Origin of the sequence: Embleya sp. NBC_00888 (genome assembly GCF_045207655.1) — a bacterium.
GTDB lineage: Bacteria > Actinomycetota > Actinomycetes > Streptomycetales > Streptomycetaceae > Embleya.
This window is the reverse complement of the sequence record NZ_CP108785.1, coordinates 2969897-2982563: the sequence shown is the minus strand read 5'-3', so window position 1 is coordinate 2982563 and position 12667 is coordinate 2969897. Positions and strand designations below refer to the sequence as shown.

Annotated in this window: 12 protein-coding genes; 8 read left to right on the top strand and 4 right to left on the bottom strand. The window is 73.4% G+C overall.

Annotated elements, in window-relative coordinates; translation table 11 throughout:
* Positions 1-292: 292 nt before the first annotated feature.
* The gene (locus tag OG948_RS47490) at positions 293-685 is read left to right on the top strand and encodes a DUF3224 domain-containing protein (protein ID WP_331771245.1); all 393 of its coding nucleotides are present in this window, start codon (positions 293-295) and stop codon (positions 683-685) included.
* A gap of 252 nt (positions 686-937) precedes the next feature.
* On the top strand, positions 938-1741 hold the full coding sequence (locus OG948_RS47485; protein ID WP_331771244.1) for a sugar phosphate isomerase/epimerase family protein: 804 nt from the start codon (positions 938-940) through the stop codon (positions 1739-1741).
* A 22-nt stretch (positions 1742-1763) separates the two neighbouring features.
* On the opposite strand, the gene OG948_RS47480 is transcribed toward OG948_RS47485, so the two are convergent.
* On the bottom strand, positions 1764-2066 hold the full coding sequence (locus OG948_RS47480; RefSeq protein ID WP_331773535.1) for a cupin domain-containing protein: 303 nt from the start codon (positions 2064-2066) through the stop codon (positions 1764-1766).
* A gap of 223 nt (positions 2067-2289) precedes the next feature.
* Here OG948_RS47480 and OG948_RS47475 point away from each other — a divergent pair, with 223 nt between their 5' ends.
* A complete protein-coding gene (locus OG948_RS47475; RefSeq protein WP_331771243.1) occupies positions 2290-3252 on the top strand; it encodes a helix-turn-helix domain-containing protein in 963 nt (320 codons plus the stop codon).
* A gap of 53 nt (positions 3253-3305) precedes the next feature.
* On the opposite strand, the gene OG948_RS47470 is transcribed toward OG948_RS47475, so the two are convergent.
* Together OG948_RS47470 and OG948_RS47465 are read right to left on the bottom strand one after the other, a co-directional pair.
* Positions 3306-4169: a helix-turn-helix domain-containing protein gene (locus OG948_RS47470; protein ID WP_331771242.1), complete on the bottom strand. Its 864-nt coding sequence runs from the start codon at positions 4167-4169 to the stop codon at positions 3306-3308.
* Between the two features lie 273 nt (positions 4170-4442).
* Entirely contained in the window at positions 4443-5045 is a 603-nt protein-coding gene (locus OG948_RS47465) for a CGNR zinc finger domain-containing protein (protein ID WP_331771241.1), read from the bottom strand.
* Between the two features lie 38 nt (positions 5046-5083).
* On the opposite strand from OG948_RS47465, the gene OG948_RS47460 reads away from it, so the two are divergent.
* Positions 5084-6361 carry an MFS transporter gene (locus tag OG948_RS47460; protein ID WP_331771240.1) on the top strand — a complete coding sequence of 426 codons (1278 nt, stop codon included), beginning with the start codon at positions 5084-5086 and terminating at the stop codon, positions 6359-6361.
* 174 nt (positions 6362-6535) lie between these two features.
* Here OG948_RS47460 and OG948_RS47455 read toward each other — a convergent pair whose 3' ends face one another.
* Positions 6536-7606 carry a LacI family DNA-binding transcriptional regulator gene (locus OG948_RS47455; protein ID WP_331771239.1) on the bottom strand — a complete coding sequence of 357 codons (1071 nt, stop codon included), beginning with the start codon at positions 7604-7606 and terminating at the stop codon, positions 6536-6538.
* 328 nt (positions 7607-7934) lie between these two features.
* On the opposite strand from OG948_RS47455, the gene OG948_RS47450 reads away from it, so the two are divergent.
* From OG948_RS47450 to OG948_RS47435, 4 genes are all read left to right on the top strand, one after another.
* Positions 7935-9107: a Gfo/Idh/MocA family oxidoreductase gene (locus tag OG948_RS47450; protein ID WP_331771238.1), complete on the top strand. Its 1173-nt coding sequence runs from the start codon at positions 7935-7937 to the stop codon at positions 9105-9107.
* Positions 9104-10276, top strand: a complete 1173-nt coding sequence (locus tag OG948_RS47445) for a dihydrodipicolinate synthase family protein (protein ID WP_331771237.1) — start codon at positions 9104-9106, stop codon at positions 10274-10276. The genes OG948_RS47450 and OG948_RS47445 overlap by 4 nt, the downstream gene beginning before the upstream one ends.
* A gap of 50 nt (positions 10277-10326) precedes the next feature.
* Positions 10327-11205, top strand: a complete 879-nt coding sequence (locus tag OG948_RS47440) for a sugar phosphate isomerase/epimerase family protein (protein WP_331773534.1) — start codon at positions 10327-10329, stop codon at positions 11203-11205.
* A gap of 298 nt (positions 11206-11503) precedes the next feature.
* Complete coding sequence (locus tag OG948_RS47435) at positions 11504-12643, top strand: glycerate kinase (RefSeq protein ID WP_331771236.1); 1140 nt, start codon at positions 11504-11506, stop codon at positions 12641-12643.
* Positions 12644-12667 lie beyond the last annotated feature (24 nt).

Sequence of the window (12667 nt, the reverse complement as noted above, 5' to 3'; positions counted from 1 at the left end):
CAGATGACGGCCCAAGTTCCGGCTCAGGTCGATGATTCTGCGGTACGACCGGGGCCTTGCCGCAAGGCCCCCGGTGCGCTATATGTTGTACATGGCGAGGAGAGCGTGTTCCCTCGCCTTTTTTCATGCGCCGCGGGCGGACCTCCCGCGCGAAACAGCGCAGCGGGTGGGGTGGCGGCGCGGTGCGTACCGCCCCGGGTTCGTGGACACGCCGCGTAGGTGTCGTCCCGTTGTCGGTGCGGTGTGTAAGGCTGCGTCGCGACACGCCGATCGAGATGACGAAGGTGGCGCGATGACTACGACGGCTCACGGGACATTCGAACTCACCTCGTTCGAGCCGGAGGCGGTCGACGAGGCACCGGGCGCCGAGCTCGGCCGGGTTCGGATCACCAAGACCTTCACCGGCGACCTGGTCGGCACCAGCACGGTACACATGTTCTCGGTGACCGACCTCGACGGCACCCCCGCCGCGTACGTCGCCGTGGAGCGCTTCACCGGCGAACTGGCCGGGCGCAAGGGCTCCTTCGTCCTCCAACACAGCGCACCGGGCAGCAACGGCGAGGAGTTGGCCATCCGGGTGGTCGCGGGTACCGGTACGGACGAGCTCGTCGGGATCGGCGGCACGCTCGACATCGTCCGGACGGACGGCGGCCACACCTATGTCCTGCACCACACGCTCGGCTGAGCGAGGGCGCGCCGCGCCGGATCGCCCCGAGCCCGGTCGCCCCGGGTCGTCTCCGATGGCGGGACACGCACCGCGACCGATCTTGACCGGCGACCTACGGCGATCTAACCTCCGAAACGGAAAGCGCTTTCCATACTCGGCGTGCCCGACCCACCGGACGCTCCCGGCAGGACGGCCGGGACCGGCTGAACCGACGGAACCGGCGGGACCGGGCCGGCCGGGAAGCGCGCCGGGCGAGAGAGTCGAGGACACGTGAGCACACCCGAGCGTCGTCGCAAGTGGGCGTTCAGCACCCTGGGCGCCCCCGGCCGGCCGGTCCACGAGCACGTCGTCCGGGCCATCCGACACGGCTGCGCGGGTCTGGAACTACGGGTACACCAGGACGAGTTCGTCAATCTGGACCTCCCCGCCGGCGAACGTCGGGCGATCCGCGACCGCATCGCCGACGCCGACCTCGAGGTGCCCTGCCTGGCCGGCTACGCCGGTATCTGCGCCCCCACGCCCGACCCGATCGTGCTCTCCACGATCCACCGGCTCCTCGACCTGGCCCACGACCTGGCCGCGCCGGCCATCCGGATCTTCCCGGGCGGCACCGGCGAGGGCGACGCCGCGCGCGCCGAACGCCGCCTGGCGGTCCTGCTCCCGGAGGCGACCGCGCGCGGCGTGACCCTGCTCGTGGAAACCCACGACTCGCACCCCACCGGTGCGGCGGTGGCGGACCTGGTGCGACCGTTCGCCGGCGCGGTCGGGGTGATCTGGGACGCGCTGCACCCCTGGCGACACGGCGAGGACCCCGCCGACACGGCCGACGCCCTGACCGGCCTGCTGCGCTACGTCCAGATCAAGGACGCCGCATCCGCCACCGACACGGCACCGGTCCCCCTGGGCACCGGCACGGTGCCCCTCACCACCATCGGAACCACGCTGCGCGAACACGATTGGCACGGCTGGGTCTCCCTGGAGTGGGAGAAGGCCTGGTACCCGGAGGCCGCCTCCTTGGACGAGGCGCTCCCGGGCGCCGCCGACTGGGTGGCCCGATTCGGCTCCCCCGGGTAGGCCGGTCGACCGGGCCCGGTCCTCAGGCCGTCGATCCGGGGGTCATCGAGATGCCCAGCATGCGGGCGCCCGTTTCGCTGCGGGGACGGTGGCGGCTGCCCGGCGCGAAGACCACATAGGTGCCGGCGGGATGGCGCTCGGAGCCCTCGATCACCTCGCCGCTGAGGACGTAGTAGCGCTCCTCGGTGGTGTGCACGTCCACCTCGGGCCACTCCGTCCCCGGGGCGAAGTCGATCAGCCAGCCGCGGGCGTACTCGGTGCCCGCCAGGCGGCGTCGGACGATCCCGGGGGCCACGTCGATCGGGATGACGTCGTCCACGTGCACGGCGGATTTCGGGGCGGTCGGGTGCTCGGTCTCGGTCTCGGTCTCGGCGGGATGCTCGGTCCGGGTCGCGGCCTCGGCGCGGCGCCCGGTCCCGGACGGGTTCTCGGTGTGGTTCGGGGTCTCGGTGTGGTTCGGGGTCTCGGTCTCCCTCATGCGTCCACTCTGGTCCGGGGCCACTCGCCCGGACAGTGTCGGGAATGACTTCCATGGGTATATTCCTGCCATGCGTCGTCATCGGGTCGTGGCCGTGCTGAACCCGCCGCAGTCACCGTTCGAGTTGGCCTGCGCCGCCGAGGTCTTCGGCACCGTGCGCCCGGATCTGCCGACGCATTACGACTTCCGGATCTGTACGCGGTTTCCCGGCCCCCTGCCGACGACCATCGGCTACCCGCTGCTCGTGGAGGCCGGGCTGGACGCGCTGACCGAGGCGGACACCGTGGTCGTGCCGGGCTGGCAGCCACCGGGCGGCGAGGTGTCGGTCGAGGTTCTGGCCGCCCTGCGGGCCGCACACCGCCGAGGCGCGCGGGTGGTCGCGATCTGTACCGGCGCCTTCGTCCTGGCCCGAGCCGGACTGCTCGACGGCCGCCGCGCCACCACCCACTGGCGCCGGGCCGCACAATTCGCCGCCGACTTCCCCGAGGTCGTCGTGGACCCGGACGTGCTCTACGTGGACCACGGCGACGTGGCCACCAGCGCCGGCACGGGCGCGGGCATCGACCTGTGCCTGCACCTGGTCCGGACCGACCACGGTGCCGGGTACGCCGCACAGATCGCCCGCAGCATGGTGCTGCCGCCGCACCGCGAGGGCAGCCAACTCCAGTACGCGACCCACCCGGCCCCGACCCGGAACGGCGAATCGTTGGCGCCACTGCTCGACTGGGCGGCGGATCGCCTGGAGACCCCGCTGACCCTGGACCGACTCGCCGAGCAGGCCGGCCTGTCCGGCCGGACCCTGGCCCGCCGGTTCGCCGAACAGCTCGGCGTCAGCCCCGGACAATGGCTGCTCGGCCGACGCGTCGACGCGGCCCGGATCCTGCTCGAACAGACCGACCTGCCCGTGGAGACCATCGCCGGCCGCGTGGGCCTCACCACTGCCGTCAACTTGCGCCGCCACTTCCGCGCCCGCGTCGGCACCACACCCGGTGCCTACCGGCGCACCTTCGGCGAGGCCCGAACACCACACTGAACCAACCGGGTTCGGGAAAGCCCCCGACCCGGCCGGCACTCGCGCGTCGGCGGCTACCCGGGCGATCCCGGCGGGTCGTTCGTCGCCGCGAGGCGGGACAACGCGCACAGGGTTCGCCGGCCCGCCTCGTCCGGTTCCGCGGGTTGGTACATGGTGACGCGCCGGCCGCCCTCCATCCGCAGCACCTCGAACGCGAGGGTGATCTCGCCGAGTCGTGGATGCCGGAAGGTCTGCCGGTCGCTGCGCCGCCGACGGACGTCGTAGCGTTCCCACCGGGACGCGAACTCCGGGCTGGTAGAACCGAGTTCGTCGACGAGCGCGGCCAGTTCGCGATCCGTCGGGTCGGCGGCCAGGAGCGAGCGCAGTTGGGCGGTGGTGCCGGCCGCGACCCGTTCCCAGTCGCTGAACAGCACCCGCGCCGCCGGGTGCAGAAACAGATAGCGGACGGTGTTGCGCCGCTCGGGCGCCCACTCGGCCAACCCGGGGAAGAGCACGAACGCCTCGGGGTTGGCGGCCAGGATGTCACTGGTGCGGGTGAGCAGGTAGGCGGGCCAGGGCCGGACGCGCTCCAGCAGGGCGAGGATGCCCGGTCGTACCTCACGATCCGCCGGCGAGCCCCCGGCCGACATGCGCTCGGCCGCGTGGTTGGCCAGCGCGTACAGATGCGCGTGCTCCTCTTCGTTCAAGCGCAACGCGGCGGCGAGTCCGTCCAGGACCGTGCCGCCGGGATTGTTCTCGCGGCCCTGCTCGAGGCGCGTGTAGTACTGGATGCTCAATCCCGCCAGTGCGGCCAATTCCTCCCGGCGCAGGCCCTGGGTGCGACGCAGACCGGTGCCCGCGGGCAGCCCGACGTCGCCGGGCTGAAGGCGCGCGCGGCGGGCCTGCAGGAATTCTCCGAGCGGGTGTATTGGTGTCACCCCTCGATTGTCACAAAGTCGGGGACCTTCGTGCCGGTGCGCACGATGCGGCCCTCCCGGCGATCGATGTGTGGGCTCGGCGGGCCGGGCCCTGTCCGGCGGATCCTGGTGGATCGGGCCGCGTCGTGAGCGCAGCGAGGAGCCCGAAGGGCGGATGCCGTGCGTCGGCGTGCCGGCGAAGCAGCCGCACGGTGGTTCCATTCGGCAGTTTCTCCGGTGCGGCGAGGCGCGGTATCAGACGGCACGGACCCACCGGGATCCGCCGGACAGTGCCTAGGCCCGGGCACGTCGGTGCGCCGCGACCCGTTCGCGGGTCGCGCAGCGGCGGGAGCAGTAGCGGCGGGGCGGGCCGCTGCCCTCGTTGGTGAAGACGTTCTCGCAGGTGCTCGACGCGCAGACACCGCCGGGTGGGCGCTGTCGGTCCCAGACCAGCAGGGTCAGCGCCAGACAGGCCGAGGCGAGGAACCATTCGCCCCAGGGCGCGTCGTCGTCGCCGTCCAGGTGCGGGTGCCACGGGCTGCGGCCGGCGTGCGAGGTGAGCCGGAGGGTGCCTCGGCCGCGCCGGAGCAGGCGATTGAGCGCGGCCGCGGCGGCGTCGACGTCCTCGGCGGTGAAGACCGCGCGCAGCAGCAGCGCGGCGGCGCGCAGGTCGGTGACGTCGGACGCGGTGAGGTCGACGGGGTCGGACTCCCCGTACGTGCGCAGCAGTTCCGCGATTTCCGCCGGGGACGGCGGGGCCGGGGGTGGGTCCGGCGCCGCGTCGGCGGCCGTGAGGGCGTTGACCAGGGCGACCGTTCGGCGGGTTACGGCCTGGACCGAGTGGCGGGTGGTGGATCGCTCGTCGTTGGATGCCGGCACGAGACGACTGTAACGCATCTGGTGAAGGTTTGAGTTACCTGCGTAACGTGCCGGACATGGCAAAGCATTACGGAATATGGCCCTACCTCGCCGGGGCGGCCGCCGCCCGCACGGGCGACGAGATGTCGGGGCCGGCCCTGCTCCTGGCCGGGCTCGCGGCCACCGGATCGGCGGCCACCGGGTCGGCGCTGCTCGCGGCCGTCACCGCCGCGGCGGCGTTCGGCGGCCCGGTCTTCGGCGTCCTGCTCGACCGCTCGGCCCGACCGGGACGCCTGTTGACCGCCGCGCTCGCCGGCTACGCGGTGGCGCTGGGGGTGATCCTGTCCACGCTGGACCTGGTCCCGCTCGCGATCACCCTGCTGATCGCGGTGGGCGCGGGCCTCCTGGGCCCGGCCCTGTCCGGCGGCTGGACCTCGCAATTGCCCCGCGTCGTGCCGGCCGCCGACCTGCCCCGGGCGACCGCGTTCGACGCGATGACCTTCAACCTGGCGAGCCTGACCGGACCGGCCCTGGCCGGCGTCGTGGCGAGCGCGGCCGGCGCCGACGTGGGGGTGATCGCGGCCCTCACGCTGATCTGCCTCGCGCTGCCGGCGGCGTGGGGCCTGCCCTCGTCCCGGGGCCGCGCCGCACGGGCGGGCCCGACCACGTCGATCGGCACCGACCTCGTGGCCGGCTTCCGCGTCATCGCCCGCACCCCGCCGCTGGCCCGGGCCACCGCCGCCTCGATGTGGTCCTGTGTGGGCCAGGGCATCCTGATCGCGTACAGCCCCGTGCTCGGCGAACGGGTGCTCGACTCGCCGGCGCGCGGCACGATCCTGCTCTCGGTCGCGGCGGCCTCGGCGCTCGCGACCAACACGCTCCTCGCCCGCCGCCCGCACACGATACGTCCGGACACCGTGATGTGGTGCGGTCCGCTGATCCTGGCCGGCGCGCTGCTCGTCGCGACGATCGGCCGGCCGGTGGCGCTGATCGCCGCGATGCTGCTCGCCGGTGTCGGCGAAGGCCCGCAATTGACCGCGCTGTTCGCCATCCGCCACCGCGAGGCCCCCGCCCACCTGCGCGGCCGGATCTTCACCACCGGCGCGAGCCTGAAGATCACCGCCTTCGCCCTCGGCGCGGCGCTCACCGGGCCCCTCACCACCCCGACGCTCGCGCTCCCCCTCCACGCGGCGGCCGGTTGCCAGGTCCTGGCCGCCCTCACGTTCGCCATCCGTCGCTCGCCGAACAACCGCGCGCACCCGACAGCCGAGCCGAGCCCGACCCCCGCCGAGCACACGGCACGCGCAGACCCGAGCGCGCCGGATCCGCGACGCGGCGACGGGATCGGACCTTGACCGAAGCCACCGGGGAGCACACCGAAAACCCTCCCGGATCCCCCACGAGCCGCACTCGGCAGCGCCGGTCCGGGATGTACCTGCCCGGGAAGGAGGCGCCCGGGCAGCACGGGCGCGGGGGAGCCCGACGCGGCAGGGACGAGGCCGCCGGCCGCGGCGACATCGGTGACGGCGCTAGCGCCGTGACGTGGCCGTGCTGGCGCGGATCACGAGTTCCGCGTCGAGGTCGATGGTGCGGGCCTCGATGGTCGGGCCGGTGAGGATCATGTCCATCGCGCGGGCGCCGATGTCGGCGAGAGGCAGGCGGATCGTGGTCAGTGGCGGGTTGAGGTCGGCGGCGAAGGGGAGGTCGTCGAAGCCGACCACCGAGACCTGATCGGGTACGCGCAGGCCCAGGTCGTCGCGAAGCGCACCGAGCACGCCGGCTGCCATCACGTCGTTGAGGACGACGATCGCGGTCGGTTCGGGCGCGCGGGCCATCAGCGCGCGGGTGGCGGCGCGGGCCTCCTCCCGGGTGAAGCCGCCGTCGACCACGTGCGCCGGGGGCAACATCACGCCCAGGGAGCGCAGTTGCCGCCGGGCGCCGTCCAGGCGGTCGCGCACGCTGGTCAGCGCGCGCGGGCCCGAGACGATGCCGAACCGGCGATGGCCGAGCTCGTACAGGTGTCGCACCGCGAGCGCGGCGCCGGCCCGGTTGGCCGGGCGGACCGTGTCCGAGTCGATCCCGTGCGCGCCGACGGCGACCACGTGGCCACCGTCGGCACGGTAGGCGTCCACCTCGGTGGCCAGGCGCCGGGTGAAGTCGCGATCGGCGAAGCCACTCCCGGCCAACACCACCGCACGGGCGCGTTGGGCGCGCAGTCGGGCCAGGTAGTCGAGTTCGAGTTCGGGGTCGCGGAACGTGGCGGCCAGCATCACGAGCAGACCGTGCTCGCGGGCGACGCCCATCGCGCCGGCCGCGATGGCGGCGAAGTAGGGGTCGGCCACGTCGTGCACGACCACGCCGACCACGGTGGTCGTCGAACGGGCCAGGGCCTGGGCGGGGGCGTTGGAGACGTAGCGCAGTTCGCGAGCCGCGTCGAGGACTCGTCGGCGCAGTTCCTCGCCCACGATCCGGGTGCCGTTGCTGCCGTGCAGGGCACGGGAGGCGGTGGCCGAGGACACCCCGGCGCGCTCGGCCACCTGCTGGAGGGTGACGGGGCCCGCCGGGCGGGCCGCGGGCGCGTCGGGGGTCGGAGTCGGCATAGGCACACAGTAGCGAGCGGAACGCGCATACCCAACCTCCTCCGGCGTGAAGGCGACTCACGGACGGCGTGATGCCTTGGTTCCCTTGACCCCATCGTCTCCTCGCTCTAACTTACGGGAAAGCGCTTTCCCAACCTGATATCGAGAGCACAGCAGAAATCGGCGCACCCGGGCTCGACCGAGCCCGCACTCGGGCTCGAGCGACCCGCATCCGACCCGAACCCGACCGCATCCGGCTCGCCGGAACACGGCCACCACCCGGCTCCGGTCGTAGCGCCGCCGCTCGTCCTCGTCCGCCCCGCTTCACCCCCGCTTCCGAGAGGCCCCCATGACCACCCACACCCTCGGCGTCGTGATGAACGGCGTCACCGGCCGGATGGGCTACCGCCAGCATCTGGTCCGCTCGATCCTGGCCATCCGCGACCAGGGCGGGGTCGCGCTCGCCGACGGGTCCCGGGTCCGGCTCGAACCGGTGCTGGTGGGCCGGGACGCGGACAAGCTGCGCGCGATCGCCGACCGGCACGGCCTGAGCGACGCGTGGACGACGAACTTGGATACGGCGTTGGCGGACCCGGCCAACACGATCTACTTCGACGCGCAGGTGACCACGGCGCGCGAGAAGGCGATCCACGCGGCGATCGCGGCGGGCAAGCACGTGTACACCGAGAAGCCGACCGCCGAGACGCTCACCGGCGCACTCGACCTGGCCCGGGCCGCCGACGCCGCCGGGGTCAAGCATGGCGTCGTGCAGGACAAGCTGTTCCTGCCCGGCCTGCTCAAGCTGCGCCGGCTGATCGAGGGCGGCTTCTTCGGCCGAATCCTCTCGGTACGCGGCGAGTTCGGCTACTGGGTGTTCGAGGGCGACTGGCAGCCCGCGCAGCGCCCGAGCTGGAACTACCGTGCCCAGGACGGCGGCGGCATCGTCGTGGACATGTTCTGCCACTGGTCCTACGTGCTGGAGAACCTGTTCGGGCGGGTCGAGGCCGTCACCGCGAAGGCCGTCACACACATACCCACCCGATGGGACGAGCGCGGGCGCGAGTACCCGGCGACCGCCGACGACGCCGCCTACGGCATCTTCGAGCTCGCGGGCGGGATCGTCGCGCAGATCAACTCGTCCTGGGCGGTGCGGGTCAACCGGGACGAACTGGTGGAGTTCCAGGTGGACGGCACCGAGGGCAGCGCGGTCGCGGGGCTGCGTCGCTGCCGGGTCCAGCACCGCTCGGCGACACCGACTCCGGTGTGGAACCCCGACCTTCCGGTCACCGAGCCGTTCCGCGACCAGTGGCAGGAGGTGCCGGACAACACGGGTGACGGCGGCTTCGACAACGGCTTCAAGGTGCAGTGGGAGGACTTCGTTCGGCACGTGGTCTCGGACGAGCCGTTCGCCTTCGACTTCCTCGCCGGCGCGCGCGGCGTGCAGTTGGCCGAGTGCGGACTGCGCTCCTCGGCCGAGGGCCGTCGGGTGGAACTGCCCGTGCTGGACGGGAAGTCCGCATGACGGCCCGGCTGTTGCTGCCCACCGCGGCCGGCACGTTGGAGCCGTACGAGCCGACCGGGAACTACCTCGGCGCGGCCCCTGGCGGCCCGGCCTTCCGCGACCGCACCGCGTACGCCGCCGCGCACGTCGTGGCCGACCCGCTCGCGGACAACACTCCGGGCCGACCGGCCGCGTTGGACTGGGACGCCACCCTCGCCTTCCGCCACCACCTGTGGTCGCACGGCTTCGCGGTCGCGGACGCGATGGACACCGCACAACGCAACATGGGCCTGGACTGGTCGGCCACCGCCGAGCTGATCCGACGCAGCGCGGCCGAGGCCGCCACGGTCGGCGATCCGTACGCCCTGCTCGCGTGCGGTGCGGGGACCGACCACGCCGGGACGCGGCTGAGCATCGAGCAGGTCGTCGAGGCCTACACCGAGCAGATCGCGACGGTCGAGGAATCGGGCGCCAAGGTCGTGCTGATGGCGAGCCGTCAACTGGCCGCGGCGGCGAGCGGGTCCCAGGACTATCGCCGGGTGTACGACACGCTGCTGCGGCAGGTGCGCCGCCCCGTCGTACTGCACTGGCTGGGCGAGGTGTTCGACCCCGCACTGGCGGGCTACTGGGGATCGGCCGACGTGCACGCGGCGACCGAGGTGTTCCTGGAACTGGTGCGCGAACACGCGGACCGCGTGGACGGGGTCAAGGTCTCGCTGCTCGACCGTGAGCACGAGATCCGGCTGCGTGCCGAACTGCCGCCGGGCGTACGGCTGTACACCGGTGACGACTTCCACTATCCGGAGCTGATCCGGGGCGACGACCGGCACTTCAGCCATGCCCTGCTCGGCATCTTCGACGCGATCGCCCCGGTCGCGGCCGGCGCGCTGCGCGCACTGGACGCCGGCGACACGGCCGGGTACGACGCGCTCCTCGCGCCGACGGTCCCGCTGTCGCGCCACCTGTTCGCCGCGCCCACGTACCACTACAAGACCGGCATCGTCTTCCTCGCCTGGCTCACCGGGCACCAGAGCGCCTTCACCATGGTCGCAGGCGCCCAATCGGCCCGCTCGCTCACGCACTTGGCCGAGGCCTATCGCCTCGCCGACGCGGCGGGCCTGCTGCCGGACGCCGACGCGGCGGCCGCACGGATGCGGGCACTGCTCGCGGTGGCGGGGGTGGGTGCGTGAGGCCCGGAAGCACCGACGTGAGCGCCGACGGAGGCATCGACGCGAGGGTGCTGGACATACCGAGCGGAACTCCCGCCGGTACGCCCACTCCCGGACCGGGCGACCCGCGCATCGCGCGGCTGTCGCTGAACCAGTGGACGACGCGCGAGTGGTCGCTGCGCGAGGCCGTGGAGGGTTGTGTGCGGGCGGGGTTGCCCGCCATCGGATTGTGGCGGGACAAGGTCGCCGACGCCGGACTCGCCGAATCGGCGAAGCTCGTCCGCGAGGCCGGATTGCGGGTGTCGTCGCTGTGCCGGGGCGGGTTCCTGACGGCGCGTGAGCCGGTCGCCCGGGCCGAGGCGATCGCCGACAACCGACGGGCGATCGAGGAGGCCGCGGCGCTGGAGGCGGCTTGCCTGGTCCTGGTCGTCGGCGGACTGCCCGCCGGCGACCGGGATCTGCCCGGCGCGCGGGAGCGGGTCGCCGAGGCGCTGGCCGAGCTCGCCCCGTACGCCGGTGCGCACGGTGTCCGGCTCGCGCTGGAGCCGCTGCACCCGATGTACTGCGCCGACCGCGCGGTGCTCTCCACGCTCGACCAGGCGCTCGACCTCGCCGAGCCGCATCCGGTCGGGCAGGTGGGCGTGGTGGTCGACGCGTTCCACGTGTGGTGGGACCCGTACCTCCCGGCCGCCATCGCCCGGGCCGGCGAGCGGATCGCCTCGTTCCAGGTCTGCGACTGGGTGTTGCCGCTTCCGGCGGACAATCTGCTCGCGCGAGGCATGATGGGCGACGGCGTGATCGACTTCCGGTCGATGGCAGCGGCGGTCGAGGCGGCCGGTTACGTCGGCGACATCGAGGTGGAGATCTTCAACGCGGACGTCTGGGCCGCACCCGGCGACGCGGTCGTGGACACACTCAAACGGCGCTACGTCACGGAGATCCTCGGCTGACGCCGCGCGTCCTCGAACCGACATCCGTGACCGCGGCCGGCCAGCCCCCGGACCGGCCGGCCGCACCCGTCACCGGACTCGCGGCTCGGCCGTGGTCGTGCCGTCTCGACCACCCGACCGATCCCGTAACGACCGGGAGCGGTCGGTGGCTCCGGAGCGATCCCGAGCGTTCGGTAGTGGTCCGGAGCGGTCGGGAACGACTCCGTACGACCCGAACGGCCGGGAAGCGGCCGGGAAGCGGCCGGGAAGCGGCCGGGAACGACCCGCAACGATCAGCGACCGAGAAGGTAGAACCGCCATGCGGATCGTCATTGCTCCCGATGCGTTCAAGGGCACCGTCGGTGCCGAGGCGGCCGCGGCTGCCTTGGGTGAGGGGTGGTCGCGGGGGCGGCCCGGCGACGACGTCGTCGCGTTGCCGTTGGCCGACGGCGGTGAGGGCACGCTCGACGCGATGGCGCGGGCCGTGCCGGGCGCCGTCCGGGTACCGGTGCTCGGTGCGCCCGGCCCGGACGGGCGGCCCGTGGACACCGCCTGGTTGCGGCTGCCGGACGGTGCGGGTGTCGTCGAGTTGGCCGCCGTGTCGGGGCTGCCGCTGATGGCCGCTCCCGATGCGATGCGCGCGCACACCGCCGGCCTCGGCACGGTGATCGCCGCCGCGCTGGGGGCCGGCGTGTCCGCCCTGGTCGTCGCGGTGGGCGGCTCGGCCTCGACCGACGGCGGAACCGGCGTACTGGCCGCCCTCGGAGCCCGCTTCCGCGATGCCGATGGCAAGGAACTCCCCTACGGGGGCGGATCCTTGGCCCATCTCGCGGCGATCGACTCGACACGTCTGGCGACGCCCCCACCCGGCGGCGTCCAGATCCTCACCGACGTCACCAATCCGCTGCTGGGCCGCACCGGGGCCGCCGCCGTCTTCGGTCCGCAAAAGGGCGCGTGCGCCCGCGAGATCGCCGAACTGGACGCCGGACTCGCCCGCCTGGCCACGCTCCTCGGCGGCGCTCCGGACGCGCCCGGCGCCGGTGCCGCCGGCGGTACCGCGTACGGTTTGGCCACCGCCTGGAGCGCCGCGATCGTCCCCGGCGCCCCCCGCGTCGCCGAACTCGCGGGGCTGCCCGCCGCACTCGCCGACGCGGACCTGGTCATCACCGGCGAGGGTCGCTTCGACGCCACCTCCACGCACGGGAAGGTGGTCGGCGCGGTCCTCGACCTCGCCCGCCGCGGCGCCGGCGTCCCGGTGGCCCTGGTCGCCGGCTCGATCGCCGCGCCCCTCCCCGCCGGCATCACCACTTCCGCCGACCTGACCCGGCTCGCCGGGTCGGCGACGGCGGCCCAAAACGACGCCGCGCACTGGCTCCGCCTGGCCGGCGCCACCTTGGCCGGCCGCTTCGGCGCCGACCGGGGGGCGCAGACCCGCCGGGATCCCCGCGACCGGCCCTGACGCTCCGCCGGATCGGGGCACACG

Bases quoted from the DNA above. Each gene is read 5' to 3' on its own strand.
- OG948_RS47460 (WP_331771240.1), top strand. From the start codon at position 5,084: ATGGCAAAGCATTACGGAATATGGCCCTACCTCGCCGGGGCGGCCGCC.
- OG948_RS47450 (WP_331771238.1), top strand. From the start codon at position 7,935: ATGACCACCCACACCCTCGGCGTCGTGATGAACGGCGTCACCGGCCGG.
- OG948_RS47455 (WP_331771239.1), bottom strand. From the start codon at position 7,606: ATGCCGACTCCGACCCCCGACGCGCCCGCGGCCCGCCCGGCGGGCCCC.
- OG948_RS47445 (WP_331771237.1), top strand. From the start codon at position 9,104: ATGACGGCCCGGCTGTTGCTGCCCACCGCGGCCGGCACGTTGGAGCCG.
- OG948_RS47465 (WP_331771241.1), bottom strand. From the start codon at position 5,045: ATGCGTTACAGTCGTCTCGTGCCGGCATCCAACGACGAGCGATCCACC.
- OG948_RS47490 (WP_331771245.1), top strand. From the start codon at position 293: ATGACTACGACGGCTCACGGGACATTCGAACTCACCTCGTTCGAGCCG.
- OG948_RS47435 (WP_331771236.1), top strand. From the start codon at position 11,504: ATGCGGATCGTCATTGCTCCCGATGCGTTCAAGGGCACCGTCGGTGCC.
- OG948_RS47475 (WP_331771243.1), top strand. From the start codon at position 2,290: ATGCGTCGTCATCGGGTCGTGGCCGTGCTGAACCCGCCGCAGTCACCG.